This window comes from Niabella aurantiaca DSM 17617, assembly GCF_000374125.1.
GTDB classification, from domain to species: domain Bacteria; phylum Bacteroidota; class Bacteroidia; order Chitinophagales; family Chitinophagaceae; genus Niabella; species Niabella aurantiaca.
In genome coordinates, this window is record NZ_KB893646.1 from 210,140 (window position 1) to 234,563 (window position 24,424).

Annotated in this window: 20 protein-coding genes; 10 read left to right on the forward strand and 10 right to left on the reverse strand. The window is 50.6% G+C overall.

The genetic code is table 11. The features are described from left to right. Window positions 1–49: 49 nt before the first annotated feature. From B160_RS0123855 to B160_RS0123880, 6 genes are all read right to left on the reverse strand, one after another. Entirely contained in the window at window positions 50–1,234 is a 1,185-nt protein-coding gene (locus B160_RS0123855; protein ID WP_018630474.1) for a glycoside hydrolase family 76 protein, read from the reverse strand. A 27-nt stretch (window positions 1,235–1,261) separates the two neighbouring features. After that, complete coding sequence (locus B160_RS0123860) at window positions 1,262–2,395, reverse strand: SusE domain-containing protein (RefSeq protein ID WP_018630475.1); 1,134 nt, start codon at window positions 2,393–2,395, stop codon at window positions 1,262–1,264. Between the two features lie 26 nt (window positions 2,396–2,421). Beyond that, on the reverse strand, window positions 2,422–4,035 hold the full coding sequence (locus tag B160_RS0123865) for a RagB/SusD family nutrient uptake outer membrane protein (protein WP_018630476.1): 1,614 nt from the start codon (window positions 4,033–4,035) through the stop codon (window positions 2,422–2,424). A gap of 7 nt (window positions 4,036–4,042) precedes the next feature. Then, window positions 4,043–7,408: a SusC/RagA family TonB-linked outer membrane protein gene (locus B160_RS0123870; protein ID WP_169540126.1), complete on the reverse strand. Its 3,366-nt coding sequence runs from the start codon at window positions 7,406–7,408 to the stop codon at window positions 4,043–4,045. A 193-nt stretch (window positions 7,409–7,601) separates the two neighbouring features. Continuing rightward, on the reverse strand, window positions 7,602–8,711 hold the full coding sequence (locus B160_RS0123875) for a FecR family protein (protein ID WP_018630478.1): 1,110 nt from the start codon (window positions 8,709–8,711) through the stop codon (window positions 7,602–7,604). A gap of 81 nt (window positions 8,712–8,792) precedes the next feature. Beyond that, the gene (locus tag B160_RS0123880; protein ID WP_018630479.1) at window positions 8,793–9,356 is read right to left on the reverse strand and encodes an RNA polymerase sigma factor; all 564 of its coding nucleotides are present in this window, start codon (window positions 9,354–9,356) and stop codon (window positions 8,793–8,795) included. Window positions 9,357–10,043: 687 nt separating this feature from the next. Between B160_RS0123880 and ileS the strand changes: the two genes are divergently transcribed. The 3 genes from ileS (at window position 10,044) to B160_RS0123905 (ending at window position 15,054) form a co-directional block, all read left to right on the forward strand. After that, complete coding sequence (ileS, locus tag B160_RS0123895) at window positions 10,044–13,466, forward strand: isoleucine--tRNA ligase (RefSeq protein ID WP_018630482.1); 3,423 nt, start codon at window positions 10,044–10,046, stop codon at window positions 13,464–13,466. Between the two features lie 5 nt (window positions 13,467–13,471). After that, window positions 13,472–14,434, forward strand: a complete 963-nt coding sequence (locus tag B160_RS32160; protein ID WP_018630483.1) for a TraR/DksA family transcriptional regulator — start codon at window positions 13,472–13,474, stop codon at window positions 14,432–14,434. Between the two features lie 140 nt (window positions 14,435–14,574). Then, window positions 14,575–15,054: a YcxB family protein gene (locus tag B160_RS0123905; protein WP_018630484.1), complete on the forward strand. Its 480-nt coding sequence runs from the start codon at window positions 14,575–14,577 to the stop codon at window positions 15,052–15,054. Between the two features lie 61 nt (window positions 15,055–15,115). On the opposite strand, the gene B160_RS0123910 is transcribed toward B160_RS0123905, so the two are convergent. Then, complete coding sequence (locus tag B160_RS0123910) at window positions 15,116–15,544, reverse strand: GNAT family N-acetyltransferase (protein WP_018630485.1); 429 nt, start codon at window positions 15,542–15,544, stop codon at window positions 15,116–15,118. A gap of 166 nt (window positions 15,545–15,710) precedes the next feature. On the opposite strand from B160_RS0123910, the gene B160_RS0123915 reads away from it, so the two are divergent. From B160_RS0123915 to B160_RS0123940, 6 genes are all read left to right on the forward strand, one after another. Further along, complete coding sequence (locus tag B160_RS0123915) at window positions 15,711–15,947, forward strand: acyl carrier protein (RefSeq protein WP_008587437.1); 237 nt, start codon at window positions 15,711–15,713, stop codon at window positions 15,945–15,947. Window positions 15,948–16,062: 115 nt separating this feature from the next. Further along, a complete protein-coding gene (gene fabF / locus B160_RS0123920; RefSeq protein ID WP_018630486.1) occupies window positions 16,063–17,313 on the forward strand; it encodes a beta-ketoacyl-ACP synthase II in 1,251 nt (416 codons plus the stop codon). Window positions 17,314–17,319: 6 nt separating this feature from the next. Then, window positions 17,320–18,048 carry a ribonuclease III gene (rnc, locus tag B160_RS0123925; protein WP_018630487.1) on the forward strand — a complete coding sequence of 243 codons (729 nt, stop codon included), beginning with the start codon at window positions 17,320–17,322 and terminating at the stop codon, window positions 18,046–18,048. Between the two features lie 100 nt (window positions 18,049–18,148). Continuing rightward, window positions 18,149–18,664 carry an LIC11966 family surface protein gene (locus tag B160_RS0123930; protein ID WP_157558206.1) on the forward strand — a complete coding sequence of 172 codons (516 nt, stop codon included), beginning with the start codon at window positions 18,149–18,151 and terminating at the stop codon, window positions 18,662–18,664. Window positions 18,665–18,723: 59 nt separating this feature from the next. Then, window positions 18,724–19,902: a cysteine desulfurase family protein gene (locus B160_RS0123935; protein ID WP_018630489.1), complete on the forward strand. Its 1,179-nt coding sequence runs from the start codon at window positions 18,724–18,726 to the stop codon at window positions 19,900–19,902. Between the two features lie 38 nt (window positions 19,903–19,940). Next, on the forward strand, window positions 19,941–21,140 hold the full coding sequence (locus B160_RS0123940) for an aspartyl protease family protein (protein WP_018630490.1): 1,200 nt from the start codon (window positions 19,941–19,943) through the stop codon (window positions 21,138–21,140). 123 nt (window positions 21,141–21,263) lie between these two features. Here B160_RS0123940 and B160_RS0123945 read toward each other — a convergent pair whose 3' ends face one another. Beyond that, window positions 21,264–21,734 carry a hypothetical protein gene (locus tag B160_RS0123945; protein WP_157558207.1) on the reverse strand — a complete coding sequence of 157 codons (471 nt, stop codon included), beginning with the start codon at window positions 21,732–21,734 and terminating at the stop codon, window positions 21,264–21,266. 108 nt (window positions 21,735–21,842) lie between these two features. Between B160_RS0123945 and ruvB the strand changes: the two genes are divergently transcribed. Beyond that, window positions 21,843–22,877: a Holliday junction branch migration DNA helicase RuvB gene (gene ruvB, locus B160_RS0123950; protein WP_018630492.1), complete on the forward strand. Its 1,035-nt coding sequence runs from the start codon at window positions 21,843–21,845 to the stop codon at window positions 22,875–22,877. Between the two features lie 129 nt (window positions 22,878–23,006). Here the strand turns inward: ruvB and B160_RS0123955 are convergent, their stop codons facing one another. Next, on the reverse strand, window positions 23,007–23,705 hold the full coding sequence (locus B160_RS0123955) for a response regulator transcription factor (RefSeq protein ID WP_018630493.1): 699 nt from the start codon (window positions 23,703–23,705) through the stop codon (window positions 23,007–23,009). Window positions 23,706–24,008: 303 nt separating this feature from the next. Then, the gene (locus B160_RS0123965; RefSeq protein WP_018630495.1) at window positions 24,009–24,407 is read right to left on the reverse strand and encodes a hypothetical protein; all 399 of its coding nucleotides are present in this window, start codon (window positions 24,405–24,407) and stop codon (window positions 24,009–24,011) included. Window positions 24,408–24,424: the final 17 nt, after the last annotated feature.

The following is a 24,424-nucleotide window of genomic DNA, read 5'->3' on the forward strand; positions in this document are numbered from 1 at the left end:
AGCCACTTTTTCTGAACCTTCTTTTGTATTCGCCCTTGCGGCACCCCATTCATTCAATCACACTGTTTTTCTTTAACAATGCCGCCGCCTCTATCATCATCATACCGCTGAGCTGGGTAGAGAGGTCGATGCTGCCCGGAGGCCGCGCCGTCCAGTCGGAATTGATCAGCAGCCCGGGCCGGGCCATCCCCTTTTGATAGATGGATACCGCATTGGCCTTTAAAAAAGCAATGATGGTGGCCTTGTCAGCATCGGCAACAGCGGTATTCAACGCCAGCCGGGTAAAATAGCGCACCAGTATGCCTTTAAACAAACCACCATCTCCCTGGCCCTCGCTTTTTAGAATACCGGAGGGTGTAATGGAGGTATTGCTGATGGCTGCTTTTGCCGTGCGGACGGCATCATTTAAATAAGCCGCGTTCTGCGTGGCATTGTACAGCTCCAGGGCAGCGCCCACAAACGTGCCCTGGTTGTAAGTAAACAGGTTCTTGTCGATGGCTTCATCATTCTTTGAGTTGATGCCATCCCAGGCCAGGCCGCTTACGGGGTCCAGCAGGGTTTGCTTTAACCAGGTATAAAGCCGTACTGCCGCATCCAGGTCCTCCTGCTTCTTATCCAGCTGGTACAGCCTTGCTGCAAGGATGATGGCCGGTGCATTGGCGGGTGTATTCTTGTAATAGAGCTGGTTCTTGTTCCAGGCAATGCCGCCGCCCATGGTAGTGTTCTCCCCGGTTTTGATGTCGTTCCACAACAATACCGCCGCATCTTTAAACACGGGGTCCTGCGTGCTGCCGAAGGCCCGCAGCGAAGAGAGGGCCAGCCACTCCATGTCATCATAAAAATTATTGACAAGGCTGTTACCGTTCTTGTTTTTTATGCCGCTGAGCAGGGCCTGCATGCGGGTTTTATAGCTTTCAGCCCCGGTGCGCTCGTGCGCATCTGCCAGTACATCCATCGCATGGGCATTCCACCAGTAGTGAAAGGTTTGGTTGCCGGTATTGTTCTGCATAAAGTACCGGCCGTCGGGCGACCGGTAGGTCTGGTACAATACATCCTGTAAAGAATCGGCCAGGCCGCTCCAGTCATGGTTTTCTTTAACGCCGGAGCCCGGTTCCGGCGGGTAAAGCGGAAACTGCTCCTTAGCGCAGGATTGGAGCAGGCCTGCGATGATCAGTGCAATGCAGCTGATGGTATAGTTGATCGAAAAGGTCAGGGACCGGTAATTTTGTTTCATTGCCTCATGGTTTGTTTTTCCGGATGTTTATTTTATCACAATGGTATGGGTGTACTGCTCCAGCGCGGGGCTGAAATCGGCCGTTACATCAATGTTCTTGCCATCTACTTCCGTGGCAAACTTGAAGGTGTAATCCCATTGAGAGGTATCCCCGTTTTCTGTAAGGAAGTAGTAAGATGCAGGTGTGGTATTGGTGGGGCGGCTGTTGTCCCTGCTGGAGCTGTTGAAATAGATCATGCCATCCGAGCCGTCTGCATTTTTTACCGTAACCTTGAATTTGTACCGCTCATCGCGTCCCCAGCTTTCCTGCTTAAAGACAACCGGTATGTTCTGGCCCAGGAATTTACCAGCGCCGCTGTAGGCCAGGGTGCCCAGCACCTTATTGTCCGGCGCAAAATAGAGGTCGAATTTGATGATCTCGGTAAGGGTAACTGCTGCATTGTTGAAGTCGATCACGATCCGGTACACACCGGCTTTGTCCTGTGTGGTTGCGCCGTTCTCCTTCAGCTCGCTGCCTTCCACGTGATAAACGGCGGGTGTGCCCTGGTTGCGGTCGGCCACCTGGTAACTGCCTGCACGCAGCGAGGTAAAGGCCTCAAATACGCCATTGGCGATCATTTTCATTTTAACAGCTTTGGAAAGATCATCGCCGCCCTCTGTTGCCGTTCCTGTAAGGTAAGCGTCTACCGGCGCTTCAAAGCCTGCGGGCCGCTCCAGCTCCAGCACACGGCTTTCGGTGGCTTTTTGAGCGTTGATGCCCTTGGAGGCGTAGACCGTCCATTTTAATTTGCCGGTTTGCCGGGAGCCGATGCCGGCCAGGGCCGCAATGCGGTTGAGCACTTTATGGGTAAGCGTAGCTTTATTATACAGGCCGTTGTTGTTGGACGGCATTTTATAAATGGGCTTTGAAAAATCGCCCGCCTCGGTATCAAACGCAATTTCATAGATCACCACACCACCATCTTCGGCCCGCGACTGTTCCCATTCAAAATCAACGGCCGCGCTGGTGGAGGGCTGCAGTTTTACAAAGGCCTGGTCGTTGGGCCCGTACAAGGTGGTTACGGGGCTTACGTTCAGGTGCTTTAGTTCTTTATCCTTATTACATCCGGCAAGGGTAAGCAGTGCTGTAAAAAATGCCAGGATCGCTATTGTTTGTTTCATGCTGTTTCTTTTTGGGGGTTTAAAAATTACCATCCGGGGTTTTGGGTAAGGTTGCCGTTGGCCTCGCGTTCGCTCCTGGGTATGGCCCAGAGGTATTGGCGGGTGGCATTGAATTTCCGCTCGCCTACGCGCAGGTACCCGTTGTCGATATCCGGTGTGCCGTACTTTGCTCCGTGCACCCAGCCGTTGAGCACTTCAGGGCCGGTCTTCCAGCGCTTGATATCGTAAATGCGCAACGATTCAAATGCAAACTCCGAGCGGCGTTCGTTCCGGATGCGGTTCTTTATGTCGCCACCGGGGTAGCTGAGCGCACCGGCATCGGTAAAGCCCGCCCGGATCCGGATGGGGCGGATGGTTTGGTCCCATACCGCAGCACTCATCTGGCCAAGCTCCGCTTTGGCTTCGGCATGCATCAGCAGGATGTCTGCATAGCGGATCAGGATGAGGTTCAGCCCCGAGTTGAAATTGCCGGTATAGGTAGGATCGTAATACTTCCTGAAATAGTACCCGGTACGGGAGCTGATGCCGGCGGAGCTGTACTCATCCGCAGCATCTTCCCCTGCAGGTGTGGAACCCGGCTGGGTATAGATGGTAACGGTGGTGCCGTTGGTCAGGGTCCAGGGAGAGCGGTGATGCACCAGGGTAGCATCCATACGCGGGTCGCGGTTCTTATAAGGATCGGTTTCATTATAGCCCGATCCGGCTTCGGTAATGGCTTTCCCGTTGAGCATAAGGTAGCTGTTCACCAGTTCCTGTGTAGGCGCCAGAGCGTTCAGCCGGGCCTTGGCCGTCATGGGCACAAAGTCAAAATGCTCGCTGTGGGTCCTTTTTACCGGCACAAATCCATTATCCAGGATCACTTCCCTGTTGTATTCATTGTCCGGCAAGAAAAGTCCGGCATAGGAAGGAAAGAGCCCATAGGTACCGTATTCGCTGCCGGTCATAAACTTATCCGTAACATTGATCACCTGCTGCCATTGGCCTTCATACAGGTACACCCGGGCCTTGAAGGCCATTACAGCTCCGCGGGTGATGCGGCCGCGGTCGGCCACGTTGAGCGCTGTATTCACCGGCAGGTCGGCTGCCGCTGCATCCAGCTCCGACAGCACAAAGTCCATCACCTGCGCCCGTGGCGTGCGCGCAATGGACCGCGATTCTTCGATGGTAAGGGTTTTGGTCACCAGGGGCACATCGCCGTAATAGTTGATGAGGTAATAGTGCTGGTAGGCCCTGATGAACCGTACTTCTGCGATCCGGGTTTTCTTTATGGCCGCATCGTAGTCGGGTACCTCCTCCACATGCTCTAAGAACGTGTTGCAGGTACGGATGCATTTGTACATGTCGTTCCACTGGTTCTTAAACCGGTCGCCGGAGGCATCGGCCAGCCCGGCGGGTATGGAGTTGGAGCCGGAGGCATCGCCCCGGGAGGTATAGGCATTGTCCGACAGGGCTTCGTCGTAAAAGAACGACCCGGACTGGATCATCTGGTTGTAGATCGTATTTACAAACAGGTCGGCCCGCTCGGCGGAGGTCCAGAAGGTAAGTTCTGAATACCGGTCGATGGGCGAGAGGTCCAGCTTTTTACAGGCCGGAAGGGCCAGTAGCAAGCCGATAAAAATATAGAGATGAATTTGCTTCATGTGTTCGCTATTTAAAAGTGATATCTAAACCAACACCGTAGTAAACCGGCGTGGGGTAGGCGCGGCCGCTGTTGGCGCCGGAGTTGGAAAGGTTGCCGTTAAACTCGGATACTTCGGGGTCCAGGAACTTCAGCTGCGAAATGGTCAGCAGGTTTTGCCCCACCAGGTACAGCCTTGCTTTTTGCAGACCGGCCCTGCCGGCCCAGGAGTCGGGAACCGTAAAGCCCAGCTGGATGTTCTTTAACCGGGCATAGGCCGCATTGAAAAGATAGAGGTCGGAGCCCCGCCGGAAATTATTGGTATTGGACGCGCTGCCGTTGGAAGCCAGCCGTGGATAAGTGGCATCCGGGTTGGTGGGCGTCCAGTAATCCAGCTGATGCTGGTACATTACCTGTGCGTAGTTGTAGTGGAAGGGCTCCACCAGCTCGCCGCGGATGAACTGCGACCGTTTGCCAACGCCCTGTATGAACAGGGACAGGTCCAGCTGTTTCCATTTTACCGTATAATTAAACCCGAATGTATATCTTGGAAAAGGGTGCCCCAGCACATAGCGGTCTTTATCGTCGATGACGCCATTTTTATCCACGTCCACAAAACGGAGATCGCCGGGCTGCACATCCACCCCCGCAGGCTTGGTTCCGTTCTTTACCTCGTCGATGTTCTGAAAAATACCATCGGTCTTTAAACCCACATAGGAGTTGAAGGGCAGGCCTTTCCTGAGGATGAACTGCATTTCATCGGAACTGCTGATCTTTTCGCCCCCCTCGATATACACCACTTCATTTTTGGTATCGCCTACATTGAGTGTTATTTCATGGCGCAGGGCCGCCCCCTGTACAGTGTAGCTGATATTGGTTTCCCAGCCCCGGTTCCTTAATTTGCCCGCGTTATAGTCGGACACGCTGCCGCCGTAAAGGCCGGGCACCACGGGGTTTACAAGGATGTCGCGGGTAAGCTTGCTGAAATAGTCGAAAGACAGCGACAACCGGTTGTTAAAAAGACCTGCGTCGATGCCGGCGTTAAAGGAAGAAGCGGTTTCCCAGCGGATATCCGGGTTGGCCAGGTTGTAATAGGCACCGGAAACGGCCGTATTGTTAAAGCCATACAGGTTCGGATCCGTATAATAGGTGGTCAGGTACTGGTAGTCGTTCACGTTCTGGTTGCCGAGGTTACCATAGGAGGCTCTTAGCTTCAATGTATTCAGCCCCTGCCACCTGTTTTTCATGAATGGCTCGCTGGTTATGTTCCAGGCTGCGGAGGCGGAGGGAAAGAAGCCCCAGCGCAGCGCTTTCCGGAACCGGGAAGAGCCATCGTACCGGAAGCTGAATTCCGCCATATAGCGGTCGCTGAAACCATAGCCCAGCCGCCCGTAAGCAGAATTCAGGCTGCTTTCGCGCGTGCCGTTGATGGAGGTTTTGCTGGACTCATCGATGATGGTTTCGGAGGTATTGGCCCCTGTTTCGTTGTCCACATACTTTTTCCTCAGCTCCGACTCTTTGCCCGTGTACGATTCATTGGTGTAGCCCGCCAGCGCGCTGATGCGGTGGTCGTGGATCGTTTTGGTGTAATCCAGCTGTATCCGCGGGTTCAAAAAGAGGTTCTTTGTGTTCCTCTCATTGAGGTTGCGTTCCGATCCGTAAGAGCCCTTTTCGCGCCCGTCCATATAGAACTGCACAAATTTCCGGTGCTCCAGCATATGCCCCAGGAACATGGTAGAACCCAGCGAACCGGTGAGCTTAAGATTGGAGGTAAAATTGTATTCACCGGTAATGCTGCCAAACAGGTCGTCGTCATCATACTGGCGGGTGCCGCCTTTTTCGAGGATGCCCAAAGAGTTCAGTTCGCTGGATGTTTCATTGGTCAGGTAACGGCCCAAAGAATCTTTGATCTTATAATAAGTAGGTACGCGGGAACCATCTACAATGAGGGTTCCGGTTGATGAGCTGTGATCGGTGATCCGGCGTTTGGCATAGGCAAAGGTTCCGGTTACTTTTAGCCGGCCTACTTCGGTGGTCAGGTTCATACGGAAATTATAACGCTTCAGCCCCAGGTTGGGACCCATCAGGTTGCTGCGCTGGTTCACGTAGCCGCCGGAAATAAGGTAGGTCGATTTTTCGCCACCGCCGGAAATGCTGAGGTTATGATTTTGCTGCATGGCAGTCTTCAGGATGGCATCCAGCATCCACTCTTCGCTGCCTTTGTCTTTAAACGCCTGTATCTGCGATGCGGTGTAAACGGGATTGCCTCCGGCATTTACATTGGCCTCGTTCCGGAGGATGGCGTTCTCAAAACTTTGTACGGGCCGGAACCAGATCTTCGGCTGCTGCACCCCTACGATGCCGTTGTAGCTGAGCCGGGCGCCGGTATTCCGGCGACCTTTTTTTGTGGTTACCAGCAGCACTCCGTTTGCAGAGCGGGAGCCATAAATGGCGGCGGCTCCTGCATCTTTCAGCACCGAAATGCTTTCGATATCGGAGGGATTGATCATGTCGAGGTTGCCCCCGGCCACCCCATCCACCACAATAAGCGGGGCATTGTTACCCATGGTTCCCACACCGCGGATGTTGATATCGAGGCCCTGCCCCGGCTCAAAATTGCGTTGCTGGATCACCAGGCTGGGGGAGGTGCCCTGCAATGACTGCACCAGGTTTACACTGGGCCGGTCTTCCAACGCGCCGGAGCGGATCTTGTCTACCGCGCCGGTCAGGTTGGCCCGGCGCTGTGTGCCATAGCCGACCACCACCACTTCGTTCATATCCTGTATGGAGGTAGACAGCTGTACGTTTACGATGCCGGATGCGGTTACCGGAAGCTCTTTTGTCTGGTAGCTCACATAGCTGAATTCCAGCACGGCATTGTCTTCCACGCTGAGGGTGAAGCGGCCCCCGGGGTCGGTTACCGTTGCGTTGCGGGTGCCTTTTTCCGTTACCGTGGCCCCGGCTATCGGCGCACCTTTATCATTGGTAACGGTTCCCGTAACGTCTTTTTTGATCAACCGGTTCCGGAGCTTTTCGCTTTTCCGTTCCCGGGCGGCAGTAGCGGGGCGCGGGGCCGGCGCATCTGCAAACAACACGATCTGCTCATCAATAACCCGGTAATGGATGCCGTAGTCTTTCATGGCATCCAGGAAGGCATAGATCCGCTCATTGCGGGCGGTATAGCTGATCTTCCGGGTGGTATTGATGGCGTTGCCGCTGAATACGAACTGCGCGCCGGTCTGCTTTTCGATCTGCCTGAACAAGCTGTTCAATGATGTGTTCTGAACGGTAAGATTGAATGTTTTGTTCAAAACATTCTGACTGTTCACCTTTGTTGCGTACAGGTTGACGGTGAATATCATACACAGCAATACTTGTGTAACCGTTGTTTTCATCAGAACTATAATTAGATTAAGCAGGGTATGCTTATTTGTCATAAATTAGTACTGTTTCTGTTTAATAATCGGATTTATGGACAGAGGCGCCACTCATATTTGAGTAACCCGGGTTGGTTATGTTGCAGCATGATCAACCCATTTTTTATGGACTACGATGTATCTGTGGCAGGTACTTTTGTATGGGATCTTATCATGGCGGGCATCCTTTTCCTTTAATTAAAATTTTGGTTCCGTTGATCTCATAGCTTGCGTTAATGGAGAGGCAGATGACCCGCAGCAATCCAAACAGGTCCTTATTGCTTACATCACCGGTAAACAGGCAATGGTACAGGTTGGTATTTTCGGCCTCCATATCGATCCCGTAAACGGCCTTTATATCATCAAATACGCTTTCGAGCCTTGTTTGGTCATACACGAAGGGAACCCGGGCCGCCGCAGGTGCGGCTTTTACGGCTGATGAGTCGGGCGCATGCTGCCGGCTGTGATCGATCGGTACCGGGTGCACCACCAGTGTGGCCGTTACCGTTTCTGCCGTTTCGTTATAAACCGCTTTTTGATTGGCCGTGAGGATCACCGATTTTTCCACATCTTTTTCTGCCTCCTTGCTGCTTTTGTTTTTATACACCTGTACCTTCCCGTAAATAACGGCTACTTCTACATTCTTTTCTTTTTCGTTGGTGATGATGTTGAACTTTGTGCCCAGCACCCGGGTAACCGTATTGCGGCAATACACCAGGAAGGGCTTGGAGGCATCGGGCTTCACTTCAAACAACGCGTTGCCCTCCAGGTACACTTCGCGCAGCGAATCATTGAACTGAACCGGGTAATGGATAACGGCCCCGGGCTGCAAGGTGATCGATGATCCGTCTGCCAGCGTAAACTGCTGTACGCCGGAGGTATTGTTCTTTACGGTTCTGCTGTTGGAAGGGATCTCCGGCTCATATACCCCGCCGGTGCGGGTAAGGACGGAGAAGAAATACGCGCCCCCTGCCAGCAGGGCAGCCATACAGGCAGCGGCCCACCAGAAGCGGGAGGTTAAACGGCGCCGGGCGCGGAGCACCTGCCGGGTGCTTTTGTCGGCGTCCAGGATATTTTTCATGATGGTATGCGCCGTGGAAGGTGGCAGGTCGTCGATCAAAAGCTGGTGCGCGTGCTCGTAATCCTGCCCGATCTTTTCTTTCAGCAGCGCGTCATACTCATGCGTGAGCAGCATTGCAAAAAATGCATCGTATTCCTCCGTGGAGGCGGTCTGCTCCAGGTATTTCTTTAATAAATACGCAAATCGTTGTGCTGGTTCCATATTTTCCGGCAAGCGAAACAATCGCTTCTATGGGTATATACCGCAAAAAAAAGCGACCGGAGTACAGGGCGGTAAAATTTTTTACAGCAGGATCAGTAAAAAACGGGAATTGTTGCGGAGCAATTGCTGCTTGATGGATTTTAAAGCGCGTGCCATATGGGTTTTAACGGTCAGGGCAGACAGGTTCAGCCGGGCACCGATCTGCGCGTAGGTAAGACCGTCTTCCTTTGCCAGCAGGAATACCTGTTTCTGCTGAGCGGGCAGTGTATCGATGATCGCCGCAAGTCTTGCCTTGCTTTCTTTTAGCTCCAGCGACAGGAGGCCGTCCTCACCGGAAGCAAGGTCCTTTTCATCGATGGTCACCCATTGATGGGCCACTTTTTTCAGCTGGTTGATGAGGTGGTTTTTTGTTACGGTCAGCAGCCAGGGCTCCAGCGGCTGATCGGTAAGCAGGTTTTTACGGGAGAACCAGAGTTTTAGAAAAATATCCTGCACGGCTTCCTGGGCAGGACCGGGGGCTTTCAGATAAAGAACGGAAAGCTTGTAAATGCGGGGCCGGTAATGATCGTAAAGCAGCTGAAAGGCGTACTCGCTGTCATCAGACAGCAGCTTCAACAACTTTTTTTCGTCATAAACCGGTTTCATACGCAAATCATGGCAAGTGCCACAGCAAGGTACAACAATAAATGAAAATAAATGTTCCCCGCCTTTGCGGGTTGAATGTGTGGCCGCGCAAATTGAGCGCATGCATACATATAGCCGCAGATGCGCAGATTGATTTGCCGGTCTGTGGATCTGCCACGTATAGGCGGAGCCATCTTATTGGAACTTTATAGAGATATATAAACCGGTTCGACCCGGAAAGGGTCGGATAATTATTGAGCATTGTAGGGAGAGGGTGTGCGACCCCGAAGGGGTCGTATCTAATGCAGGAATGCGTCGGCCCACTGCTCTATGCCCGCTGAGTAACCAGGCGGGCATCTGTGGTAAAAACCCGAACAACCCCATTGAACTTATCGGCACGAATAAACCGGTTCGACCCTGAAAGGGTCGGATGATTATTGAACATTGTAAGGGACGGTTCTGCGACCCCGAAGGGGTCGTATCTTATACAAAATGCATCAGCCCGCTGACCTGAACCCGCCGGATAACCAATCTGTGCATCTGCGGCAATTGAACCCAAAGCAATTGCGCCCACCGCCGGGGCCGATAACCCGGTTTTGGCCGTTTGCGGAGCGGCCAGGTGATTTCAAATAGTCGCCCCGGCCCATAAACTTACCACAGGTATAAACGCGGCAGATTTCGTACCTTTGCACTCATTTTTTACTTACTATGAGCGTAAAATACAGAGAATATCCGGGGCTGAACCTGCCTGCGATCGAGCAGGAGATATTAGCGAAATGGAATGAGCAGCAGGCTTTTGAAAAAAGCGTATCCCTGCGCGAGGGCGCACCATCCTTCGTTTTTTACGAAGGTCCGCCCAGTGCCAACGGCATGCCCGGTATTCACCACGTCATTTCCCGTACGCTCAAAGACCTGGTTTGCCGGTATAAGACTATGCAGGGTTTCCAGGTAAAACGCAAAGGCGGCTGGGATACCCATGGCCTGCCGGTAGAGCTGGGCGTGGAAAAAGAACTGGGCATCACCAAGGAAGACATCGGCAAAAAGATCTCTGTAGAAGAATACAACCAAAAATGCCGGGAAGCCGTATTGCGCTTTAAGGATAAATGGGACGACCTTACCCGCAAAATGGGATATTGGGTAGACCTGAAGGATCCCTATATCACGTTTAAGAATGAATACATTGAAACCCTCTGGTACCTGCTGAAACAGCTTTATAATAAAGGATTGCTGTACAAAAGCGTCAGCATACAACCCTATTCACCGGCTGCGGGCACAGGTTTAAGCTCCCACGAGCTGAACCAGCCGGGTACCTATAAGGATGTAAAGGATACCAGCGGCACAGTGTTGTTCAAAGCTGTGCGTAATGAAAAAAGTGAATTCCTATTTGAAGCCCTTGCAAGGGCGGCCAAGACTGAGCTTGCCGAAGTTGAGCCTGCCGGGACTGAGCTTGCCGAAGTCTTCTTCATGGCCTGGACCACCACCCCCTGGACCCTGCCTTCCAACCTGGGGCTGACCGTAGGGGGCAATATCGGCTATGTGCTTGTAAAGACGTTTAATCCATATACTCATCTGCCTGTAAATGTGATCATTGCAAAAGCACTGATATCGAAGTATTTTAAGGCAGAGGGAGAGAACGGTGACTTTGAAAATTATACCGCCGAAACCAAGCTGTTACCCTGGAAGATCCTCGCGGAGTTTAAGGGAAGCCAGCTGGAAGGCTTAGAATACGAGCAATTATTGCCTTTTGAATCCAATTCCCTGGAAAAAATACAGGAGATCACACCGGGTGCCACTCCGTTTAAAGTAATGGTAGGCGATTTTGTGACCACCGAGGACGGAACGGGTATCGTGCACACCGCCCCTGCCTTTGGTGCGGATGACTATAAAGTCGGAAAGAAGCACAATATCGGCATCCTGACCCTGGTAGACCGTGAAGGAAAATTTATTGAGGGTACGGGCGAATTCAGCGGGCGCTATGTAAAAGACTACAAGGATGAAAAGGATTACGTGGATGTGAATGTAGACATCAGCGTAAAGCTGAAAAAAGAGAACCGCGCCTTCAAAGTAGAAAAATACGAGCACAACTACCCGCACTGCTGGCGTACGGACAAGCCCATCCTGTACTATCCGCTGGATGCCTGGTTCATAAAGACCACGGCGCTGCGCGACCGGATGGTAGCATTGAACAAGACCATCCACTGGAAGCCAAGGTCTACCGGCGAAGGACGTTTTGGCAACTGGCTGGAGAATATGGTAGACTGGAACCTGAGTCGCAGCCGTTTCTGGGGAACCCCCCTGCCTATCTGGGCAACAGAAGATGGCGCGGAAATGAAATGCATCGGCTCGGTGGAAGAGCTGAACAACGAGATCCGGAAGGCCAATGAAGTGCTGGGTGGTGAGGTAAATAAAAACTACCTGCATGATGGTATCCTGGATCTGCACAAGCCTTATGTGGATGAAGTGGTGCTGGTGAGTGATTCCGGCAAACCCATGCACCGGGAGCCGGACCTGATCGATGTTTGGTTCGACAGCGGCGCCATGCCCTATGCCCAATGGGGCCTGAATTATGAAAAGCTAAAAGCGGGCGATCCGCATCCGTTCAACCAGCCTTTTGATACCAATTTCCCCGCAGATTTTATCTGCGAAGGCGTGGACCAGACCCGCGGATGGTTCTATACCCTGCATGCCATTGCGTCCCTGTTATTTGACAGCGTAGCCTTTAAGACTGTGGTGAGCAACGGGCTGGTACTGGATAAGAACGGGAACAAAATGAGCAAGCGCCTGGGCAATGTGGTGGATCCTTTCAGCACCATCGAAACCTTTGGTGCCGATGCTACCCGCTGGTATTTGATCACCAATGCCTCCCCCTGGGACAACCTGAAATTTGACATCGACGGGATCAAAGAAGTGCAGCGTAAATTCTTTGGTACCCTGTATAATACCTACCAGTTCTTTGCCCTGTATGCCAATGTGGATGGTTTTACGTACAGCGAAGCCCCCATCCCGGTGGCGGAGCGTCCGGAAATTGACCGCTGGATCATTTCTTCCCTGAATACACTGGTAAAAGAGGTAACAGCGGCTATGGACGATTATGAGCCTACCCAGGCCGGCCGGCTGATCGAAGATTTTGTAGACGAACATTTAAGTAACTGGTATGTAAGGCTTTGCCGCCGCCGTTTTTGGAAAGGGGAATATGAAGCGGACAAAATAGCTGCCTACCAGACCCTGTTTGAGTGCCTGGAAACCGTGGTACGACTGATGGCGCCCGTGGCCCCCTTCTTCAGCGATGCCGTTTTCCGCAACCTGAACGAAGTAGCGCACCGCGATGACCTCCAATCCGTGCACCATGCCTTATTTCCAAAGGCCGCAGAGACGCTGATCGATCAAAAGCTGGAGGAACGGATGCAGCTGGCGCAGGATGTATCTTCGCTGATCCTCTCCCTGCGTAAGAAAGTGAACATTAAAGTGCGTCAGCCGTTACATAAAGTATTGATCCCTGTTTTGAACCCGGAAATGAAAGCGCAGCTGGAAAAAGTAGCAGGGCTGATCAAATCGGAAGTGAATATCAAGAATATTGAATACCTGGTTGATACCGAAGGGTTTATAAAAAAGAAGATCAAGCCGAACTTTGTAGCGCTCGGTAAAAAGCTGGGTGCTAAAATGAAAGCGGTTTCCGGGGCCCTGGCCGCTTTTACCCAGGAAGACATCAGCAACCTGGAGCGGAAGGGCCTGGTGGAACTGGATATTGACGGGGAAAAAGTACCCATTCAGTTGAATGAAGTAGATATCAGCAGTGAAGACATTCCGGGCTGGACGGTGGCCAACAAAGGGGCACTGACCGTAGCACTGGATATTACCATAACCGAGGACCTGAAACAGGAAGGAGATGCCCGTGAATTTGTAAACAGGATCCAGAAAATCCGGAAGGACAGCGATTTTGATGTAACGGACCGGATCGCAGTACAAATTGACACAAATCCTACATTAAAAAATTCGTTAACCGCGTATAAAGACTATATTTGCGCAGAAATTTTGGCAGATGAGCTGGAATTTAGTCCAATTTCAGCAGGCGGAACCGAAATTGAAGTGAACGAACATAAGTTATATACGATTGTAACAAAAAAAGGGTAACAACAATGGCTACAAAGAAGAAAACCGCAGCAAAAACCGCCCGCACTACCGGCAGCAAAGCCGTTTCTGCAAAAGCGCCTGCAAAGGCAGTTGGTGCAAAAGCGGTAAAGGCCCCGGCAAAGAAGTCTGCAAGCCCGGCAAGTGGAAAAGCCAGCAAACCTAAGACTCCGGCAAAGGCCGCTGCAAAACCGGCGCCCCGCAAGGCAACACCGAAAACCACTGCTGCGCGTGGCAGCGCAACCGCCCGCCCGGCAGCAAGTAAAACGGCAAAAACACCAGCAAAGCCGGTTAGCACTACCAACGGAAAGTCGACCGCAAAGGTTGCTGCAAAAAAAACGGTAAAAGCGGCTCCCAAACCGGTCAGCAAGGCGAACCCGGCAAATAATAAGAAAGCTGCAGCAAAAAAGCCCGCAGCTAAAGAATTGGTACCAGTAATAGAAAAAAGCGTGGCAAAGAAAGAAACAAAAGAAGATAAAAAAGCAGCAAAAGCTCCCAAAAAAGTAGTGGTTCCCAAATTGTCTACAAAAAGTGCGGTAAAATATCAGCCGGATTTTACAAAGAGCGTGCTGGATACCCCGGCAATTGTAAAAGCAAGCTCCGTAGTGCGGTATTCCGATAGCGACCTGACTGAATTCAAAGAGATCATTTTGAGGAAGCTGGATGCTGCAAAAAAAGAACTCGCATACCTGCAGGGACTCATTACCCGCAGGGATGAGGGCGGCGATATGGATGAAGGCCGCTACATGACCATGGAAGACGGCAGCGTGAGCATGGAGCGGGAGCAATTAAGCCAGCTGGCCAGCCGCCAGATCACGTTCATCGATCACCTGGAAAAAGCATTGATGCGCGTAGAGAACAAGACCTACGGCATCTGCCGGGTAACCGGTCACCTGATCGACAAAGCCCGCCTGCGTGCGGTGCCCCATGCTACCTTAAGCATTGAGGCAAAATCGATGATGAACCGCTAATTTTATCAGATCTCAATAGGATAAAGGGCGAACCTGTACATGGGTTCGCCTTTTATTTTAAAACGATTGGTGAACCTGCGTGCCGGTTTTTCTGTTTAACACTTATCTTTAGCCCCGGCAAGACCCCCAAAAAACAGATCATGACAATACATTTTGGTTACGATAAAAAGCAGGTGATCCAGGCATTGCGCTACCACTTTATTTCAAAGAAAGAGATCAGGATCATGATCATCCTGGTAAATGTATTTGCCCTCCTTTCCCTGGTATTGTACGCACTGCATAAGATCACCCCGGTAGCCTTTCTGATCAATTCCTTCCTCTGGCTGCTGCTAATGATCAGCCTCTGGTTCATCCTGCCCGGAGTGGTTTACCGCAAGGCGGAAACCTTCAAGCACCAGTTTACCATGTATTTCAGCGATGTGGATTTTACCCTGGAACACACCAAGGGAAAAAGAAGCTGGCCTTATACAGCCCTGCACTCTTACCGCGAAAGTCCTCATTTCTTTCATCTGTATTTTGACGAACGATCGTTCTTACTGGTGCCAAAATCGGCTTTTGCAGACAGCGATGCCACATCAACCTTCCGGAATCTGCTGATTGATAAAACGCGGACAAAATAACCCGGTGCGGTAAGAAGCATCCGGCCCGGGCGGGAACGCAAAGAAATTGTACAAATTCCCGTCAAATGTATTTTTTCATCACAATATGGGGGATGGTAAGATTGGTGAATTCATTGCTGGATTCCTGGTAGCCCATTTTTTCATAGAAACCGGCGGCGTTTTTCCGGGCATGCATCGATATTTCGCGGTAACCCATATCCCGGGCAATGTTTTCGGCAAACTGCATCAATGCCCGGCCGATCCCCTTTCCCTGCAGGTCAAAAATAACCGCCATCTGCCGCAGCAGCACCACCTGCCCCTGTTGTTTTACCAGCATACAGCAACCCAGCATTTTTTCATCTTCAAAAGCCCCGATCAGGATATTGTTCTTATCGGCATTCAGATCTTCTTCAGTCAGCAGCAGCCCTAATGGTTTTCGCAAAATTTCATTGCGGAGGTCTACCATTTGCTGGTATTCTTTTGAACCATGATCTATAATTTTTAAAGCCATAAAACGGTTTAAGATTTGATAAAAATCATAGGTGGCTAAAAGCTGGAATTTGTATCGTAAATTAAGGATTTTTAGGTGTTCTGGAGCATTTTTAGTTTTTTTTTTCTTTCCGACGCAATTTTGGTCAAAAACTCTATTTTTGCACCAATAACTAAATTAATAAGATATGTCAGACATTGCATCAAGAGTTAAAAAAATCATCGTTGACAAACTGGGCGTTGACGAAGCAGAAGTAACTAATGAAGCTTCTTTTACAAATGATCTCGGTGCCGATTCATTGGATACCGTAGAACTGATCATGGAATTTGAAAAAGAATTCAATATTTCGATTCCGGATGAGCAAGCCGAAACAATTACTACTGTTGGTCAGGCTGTATCTTATTTGGAAGAGCACGCCAAGTAGTTTATTGGCACGCCAACTTGGCTTTGGTAAAGTAAAACAACAAATACACCGCCTTTGACTGTGGTCTTCCATATACAAAGGCGGTTTTATCATAAAAAATAAGGACAACCAATTTATGGAGTTTAAAAGGATCGTTGTAACCGGAATGGGTGCATTAACACCGTTGGGCAATACAGTAGACGAATATTGGAGCGGGTTGATTCATGGAGTTCCGGGCGCAGCGCCCATCACCTTATTTGATGCCAGTAAATTCAGAACACGATTTGCCTGCGAAGTAAAAAATTTTGACCCCACGCAGTTTCTTGATAAAAAAGAAGCACGGAAGGTAGACCGGTTCACCCAGTTTGCTTTAGTAGCCAGCGACCAGGCTGTAAGCGATGCCGGCCTTACCAGGGAAAATATCAACCCGGACCGCATTGGTGTGGTGCTGGGAAGCGGTATCGGAGGGCTAATCACCTTCCAGAATGAAGTAGTGGATTTTGCAAAAGGCGACGGAACTCCCCGTTTTAACCCGTTCTTTATCCCGAAAATGATCCTGGACATCGCCGCCGGGCAGATCAGCATGCGGCATAATTTCCGGGGGCCCAACTATGCGGTGGTAAGCGCCTGCGCCAGCAGCACCAACGCAATGATCGATGCCATAAACCTCATTCGCCTGGGCAAGGCCGATATCATTGTAACCGGAGGAAGCGAAGCCGTGATCAGCGAAGCCGGAGTAGGCGGGTTCAATGCCATGAAGGCCATGAGCGAGCGCAATGATGACCCCGCCACGGCCAGCCGCCCTTATGATAAGGACCGGGATGGCTTTGTGATGGGAGAAGGCGCTGGCGTATTGATCTTTGAGGAGCTGGAACACGCAAAAAAACGCGGCGCTAAAATTTATTGTGAAGTGATCGGCGGTGGCGCTACCGCAGATGCCCACCATATTACAGCCCCGCATCCGGACGGACTGGGGGCCAAGAATGTAATGACAGAAGCGTTGAAAGATGCCGGCATTCAGCCCGCTGACGTGGATTATATCAATACACACGGAACCTCTACCCCCCTGGGTGATATTGCAGAAACAAAAGCCATCATTGAAGTATTTGGCGACCATGCGTATGAGCTCAACATCAGCTCCACAAAGAGCATGACAGGCCACTGCCTGGGCGCTGCCGGGGTCATAGAGGCCATTGCCTGTATCAAAAGCGTGGTGCACAATATGGTGCCCCCTACCATTAACCATTTTACGGACGATCCTGAGCTGGACCCGCGATTGAACTTCACCTTCAACAAAGCGCAGGAACGCCCGGTAAATATCGCATTGAGCAATACCTTTGGATTTGGCGGCCATAACGCCTGTGTAATCGTAAAAAAGTATTCATAGTCATCTGTGAATTTTATAAAAGAGATTTTTAGAGAGAAAAACGATGCCGCTTTAAAAAAGCAGTTACGAAATATATTGGGATTTGCACCCGATAATATCTCTTTATACAAAACCGCGCTGACTCACCGCTCCCTGAGAGAAAACGTAGATGAGAACAACGAACGGCTCGAGTACCTGGGCGATGCGGTCCTGAGTGCATTGGTAGCGGACTATCTTTTTAAAAGATATCCTTACCAGGGAGAAGGTTTTTTAACCGAGATGCGCAGCAAAATGGTAAACCGGCAGCAGCTGAATGAAGTAGCCCTGAAAATGGATCTGAAAAAGATCGCCCATTTCAACAAACAGGATCATACGCTCAGAGGCAGCCATATTTTTGGGAATACGCTGGAAGCCCTCGTGGGCGCTATTTACCTGGACCTGGGTTATAAAAAAGCCAGCAAATGGGTGTACAACTATATTATAGCCCCGCATATGTTTATGGACGAGCTGGAGTCCAGGGAGATCAATCATAAAAACAAGCTATACGGCTGGGCCAACAAGCTGGGAAAATCACTGGAATTTGTAACCATCGAAGAAAAACTGGAAAATGGCCGCCGGTTATTTACAATTGGTGCAGTTGTTGATGGAGAAATAATAGCACAGGGAAAAGCCTTCAACAAAAAAGACGCCTCCCAGATAGCGGCAAGCCTTGCTGTCAGTTCCCTTGGGATCAATAATAGCGAGGAAGGAATATAGCCGGTACGTGCATACACATGGAACGTCCTTTATAACATTTTTTCTATGTTATATCGGGCCTCCCGTTCCGGGAGATCAAAAAAAACACAAAATAATGCAGATGAAACATTTTTTAATGATGGCAACGCTTTTTACCGGTCTTATTGCCGGCCTTACCGCCTGTGGCGGAACAGATAAAAAAGGATTTGCCAAGGCAGAAGACTATGATCAGTATATAACTTCCAGCATCACCCGTATGCAGCAAACATTGTTTGCCGTTCAGAAAGTTACCGGCAGTGAAGAACAGGGTACCACCGACCTGGGAAAATTTGCGTCGCAGATAGACTCCGCAACAACAGGCCTCAAACAGCTGCCGGATTATAACGGAAATACCAGCTACCGCGATGCGGCCGTACGGCTTGCCGAGTTTTATAAACGGTCCGTAAGCGGGCCGTATGCAGAAATAGCAAAGATCTATAAAGAGGTAAAAGATTCCGCCCTTGCAGACAACCGGGTAAATGAGCTGATCATTAAACTGCAGGAAGAAGAAACGCTGGCCGATGATGCGTTCATTAAAGAACGGGAAGCGTTTGCTGCAAAAAACAAGATCGCGCCGGAGGAAGTTCCTGCTAAATAATTTTTTCTTAATTTAGTGAAGGCGCTGTTGAAACCCGGCAGCGCTTTTTTATTTGATCCATGCTCCGGCTTCCCATATATCTTGATAACTGCGCTACCACAGCCTGCGATGCCCGGGTAGTAGCGGAGATGCTGCCCTATTTTACCCAACATTACGGGAACGCCTCCAGCCGGAACCATTCCTTTGGATGGAAGGCCCAGGCTGCGGTGGAGGAAGCACAGGAACAACTGGCCGCGCTGATCGGCGCAGCGCCCGGCGAGATTGTTTTTACATCCGGGGCTACGGAAAGCTGCAATCTGGCATTAAGAGGCATCAGTGCATTGTATGCCGGAACGGGTAACCACATCATTACCGTAAAAACGGAGCACAAAGCCGTATTGGATACCTGCGATGCGCTGGAAAAAAGTGGTATGGAGATCACCTACCTGGATGCCACACCAGACGGCCGGATCAGCCTGCCGGCACTCAAAGCCGCGATCAAACCGGCCACCATCCTCATCGCTGTTATGTGGGCCAATAACGAAACCGGTGTCATCATGCCCATAAAAGAGATCGGGGCCCTTGCCCGGGAACATGGCGTTCTGTTCTTTTCGGATGCCACCCAGGCGGCCGGTAAGGTTCCCATAAATGTAAAGGATGCAGGGTTGGGTCTCATGGCATTCAGCAGCCATAAGTTATACGGACCCAAGGGAATGGGCGCCCTGTACATCAGCCGGAAGCACCCGCGGGTAAGGCTGACCGCCCAGATCACCGGGGGCGGGCAACAGCAGAACATCCGGAGCGGTACGCTCAATGTGCCGGGGATCGTCGGTTTTGGCAAGGCCGCTGCGATCTGCCGGGAGGAAATGCAGCAGGAATCAATTCGTCTCCGTACACTCCGGAACAAGCTGGAAGCGGAACTGTTACAACTCCCGGAAGTGTTGATCAACGGGCTGGCTGCGGAGCGGTTGCCGCATGTATGCAATGCCTCTTTTGCCTACCTGAACAGTAATGAAATCCTATCCGCACTGAACAAAGACATTGCGCTTTCTTCCGGGTCGGCCTGTACCTCGGGTTCGCTGGATCCGTCCTATGTTTTAAAAGCCATGCAGCTTCCGGATCCCCTGGCAAAGGCGGCCATCCGTTTCAGCCTGGGACGGTTCACCAATGACGAAGAAATCACCTACACCATCCGGCACACCACCGACGCCATTCAAGCGCTCAGAAAGAGCAGTCCTGCCTGGCAGCTTCGTGATTGATTTTTTAGTAACTTTAAGAACCTCGTTAATCTTTATGAATGGTACGGTTGCGCGTTGCAGGTATGCTCATTTGTGTGTGCTGCTTCTTCCAGGCAGGGGCGCAGGAGGAGTTTATTGACCCGCCCAGTAAGCACCTGTTCACCATTCCTTTTGTACAATTCACCGGCGGGGTGATCGTGTTTAAGGCGCTGCTCGATGATTTTAAAGACTCGCTCAACTTTATCCTGGATACCGGAAGCGGCGGCATCTCACTGGACTCCACCACCGTAAAAAACCTGCAGCTGAAGCCCGGTGCGCCCGAACGGATCATCCGAGGTATCGGAGGCGTAAGAAAAGTAAGCTTTTTAAAGAACCGGAGCCTGCACCTGGCGGGCTATGAAATAGACAGCCTGAATTTTCATGTCGTCGATTACGATGTGCTGACCGCGCTGTACGGACAAAAAATTGACGGGATCGTCGGCTATTCTGTTCTGAAACGGTATATCCTGAAGATCAACTATGAAAAGCAGGAGATCGGCTTTTTTTCAAGGGGTTCCATAAAATACCCCAGGGGCGGCTATATGATGCGGCCGTATATACGGATGTTGCCGTACTCAAAGTCAACGATCGCCGATAACAGAAAAAGAGAGTTCAATTATTTATTTGACCTGGGCGCCGGGCTTACTGTTTTATTTTCAGATGATTTTATGAACGACAGCGCCTTTTTAAAATCAAAGCGGAAAACCTATTTAAAGCAAGGGGAAGGCCTGGGCGGCCGGGTGGATATGCGTCTTACCGTGATGAAATCATTGCGCATTGGCCCCTACAAGTTCCGGAATGTGCCGATCAATATCTTTGATGATGACTACAATGTAACCTCCTATCCTTCGCTGGGAGGACTGATCGGGAATGAAATTTTCAGAAGGTTCAATGTCATCATTAACTATGGGAAGCAACAGATCCACCTGACACCCAATCGTTTCTTTACTGCGCCCTTCGATTATGCCTACTCGGGCATTGAGCTGTACCTGATCAACGGCATGGCCATTACCGGAAAGATACCGGCCGGCTCCCCGGCGGAGAAGGCCGGGCTGAAGGACGGAGACGAGATCCTCGCCGTCAACAACAAGTTTGGGTTACAGCTGGATGACCTGAAACAGGCCCTTCAATCCACCTACGGTAAAGTGAAGATCATTTACCGCCGCAACGGTGAGCTGCGGTCAACAGTCGTAAATGTCATCAATATCTCCCGGAAATAATACAAAATTGAATTATAATTCAGGCCGGTACTTCCCGTATAGTGCCCCCCGGTAGCTGTCAGGATGATAGCCGTTCAGGATAATGGAATGGATCCATTACGGATACAACCGGTATACGGCAGGTTAAATCGTTATACTCAAGAGATATCCGTCGCTGACTTTTTGAGAGGAAGCACCATGGTCCTTTACTTTTACATCACTGATCTCATACTTTCCGGTATTGCCCAGCTTTGAGGAATAGGAAACTTCAAGCAGAATATTGGGCTTAACCTTTAGAAAAAAACGGGACCGGTCCGGCATTGGAAAAATAATAGCACCCTTCAGATCGTCCGGGAATGCTACCGAGATATTGGAACTGCTGATCAGCTGGTTCAAAGCGTTCCGGACCTCGATATCTGTAACGGCGACCTTATTCTCCAACAGGTAATTGCCTCCTGTATTTTTATTGGTGAGCGTAATATAAAAACGTACCGAGGCGCAGTTTGCACAGTAATTATCGGCAGCGCCCATAGCCCCGGAGGGGCCCCTCTCACTACTCTTTTTACATTGCACCAACAATAAAAGCACAAAAGACAAATAAAAAAGGGATCGCATACTGCTTTTTTTACTATAGACGGGCAAAATACAAAAAACGAAACAGACCGGGCCAAATTTAGCTACCGGGCGCCGCCTCATTTTTATTTATAATATCTTTGGGCAACAATGAGCAACCCCAATTTAAACAAAGAAAAGCAGGGCATGAACGCTGTGGAGAGCGATTTTGAGAACACCATCCGCCCGGGCCAGATCAGGGATTTTGCCGGCCAGCCGCAGCTGGTGGAGAACCTGGTCATTTTTATCAGGGCTGCAAAAATGAGAGGAGAAGCGCTGGACCATATCCTTTTTCATGGCCCCCCGGGACTGGGGAAGACCACCCTGTCCAGGATCGTAGCTAATGAACTGGGTGTGAACATAAAAGAGACCAGCGGGCCGGTGATCGAAAAGCCGGGCGATCTGGCCGGATTGCTGACCTCACTGGAACCCAATGATGTATTGTTCATCGACGAAATTCACCGGTTGAGCACGGTGGTGGAAGAATACTTATATGCGGCGATGGAAGATTACCGGCTGGATATCCTGCTGGACAGCGGACCCAATGCCCGGAGCATCCAGCTTTCCCTGAACCCGTTTACGCTGGTGGGCGCTACCACGCGGAGCGGGCTGCTGACGGCCCCGCTGCTGTCGCGGTTTGCCATAAAGTCCCGCCTGGAATATTATAATACAGATACGCTCCAAAAGATCATTTTACGCTCGGCCGAGATACTGGGGGTGACCATTGCGAAAGATGCGGCGGCAGAAATCGCCGGCAGAAGCCGGGCCACCCCCAGGATCGCCAACGGCCTTTTAAGAAGGGTGCGGGACTTTGCCCAGGTGCTGAACGATGGGATCATTGATACGGGTATTACCAGGCATGCCCTGAAGGCGCTGAATGTGGATGAATACGGGTTGGATGAAATGGACAACCGGATCCTGCTGGCCATCATCGAAAAATTTAAAGGCGGACCGGTGGGTATCACCACCATCGCCACAGCCGTGGGAGAAGAGCCGGGAACCATCGAAGAGGTGTATGAGCCTTTTTTGATACAGGAAGGGTTTTTGCAGCGCACGCCCCGCGGACGCGAGGTAACACATAAAGCCTATGAGCATTTAGGCAAAAAACCGGGAAACCGCACTCCGAACCTGGAGCTGGACCTTTAAAAAACATTGAAAAGTTAAGAAATCAAAGAGGTTTCATAACCCGTGCTACAGCGGGTATACGGAACCCGGCAAATAAGAAACCCGCGCCGGTATCCCGGCGCGGGTTTCTTATTGATATCCGGAAAAAATTTAATCCTGCACTACCAGCCGGAATCCATTCCCATGAATGTTCACGATCTCAATTTTTTCATCGTCCTTCAGGTACTTGCGCAATTTGGCAATGTACACATCCATACTTCTCCCGTTGAAATAGGTATCGCTGCCCCAGATCTTTTTGAGCGCCTGTTCACGGGGCAGGAGGTCATTCAAATGCTCTGCCAGCATTTTCAGTAATTCGTTCTCTTTTGGAGAAAGCGTTTGTGTATTGTCGTTGTGAATGAGCTGGCGCAATTTGGGATTAAAATGATAGCTGGCCAGCTGGTATTCCTTGTTCTCTGTTTCTTTATTCAGCTCCTCATTTCTTTTAAGGATGGCACGGATCTTTAAAAGCAATACCTCACTGTCAAAAGGTTTGGTGATGTAATCATCGGCTCCCAGCTTATATCCCTGGATGATGTCTTCCTTCATGGTCTTGGCGCTCAGGAAGAACAGGGGAATGTCCGGGTCCACATTGCGCACTTCTTCTGCCAGGGTAAAGCCGTCCATATGCGGCATCATCACATCCAGCAGGCAGAGGTCAAATTTTTCACGCTGAAACGCAGCCAGACCTAAACGGCCATCCCGCTCCAGGGTAACGTCGTAATCATTCAGTTCCAGGTAATTTTTCAATACATTGCCAAGGTTAGGATCATCTTCGCACAATAATATCCTCGGTTTTTTTGTTTCCATGTTGCTGTGTTTGAGTTATTAGATGGCAAATAAAGTTAATGCTTTTTAATACACTAACAAATGGAAACGAATTTTTTGTTAAAAAGCAGCTGCCCTGCTGCAATGCAGAAACGCGCAGGAACGGCGATGACCGGAAAAATAAACAAAGGAGGCTGCCCGGCATATGTTTCAGCAAACATAGAAGACAGCCCCCCTGATGGAGCAAGACCGGTGATTTCAGTGCGCGTACCGGGATAACGATCATTTATCCGGCACAGCCGGGATGTTTTTCCTTTAATGATACAGGAATCGATCTCCGGCGGCCTATTTTTTGAAAATACGAAAGGTTCCTTCGCCACTTACATCGGCGCCATCTCCCCAGGTTCCGTCCATCGTGGTGAAACCGGCGTCAACGACCGCCTGTGTAGAATAAGAAGTGGCCGGTGGATAGGTATAGGTGGTTTTAACCGTGTTACCCGCTACAATATAAGTGCCCTCTGCTTTTCCGGCAGCAGCAGTGTCCGCATCGTCCGCATAAACCCTTACCGTTCCGTTTGAACGGAACAGGAAGTTAAATGTCTTGTCCGGTACGGCACTTCCATAACCATACATTCCTTCCCAATAACCTACAACGGTGGGTGCCGGCGGCGCATCTTCTTTTTTCTTCTTGCATGCGGCAATGATGCACAGGGCAACGATGGCGAACAGTAATGTTGATTTCATAATACGGGGGTTTTAGT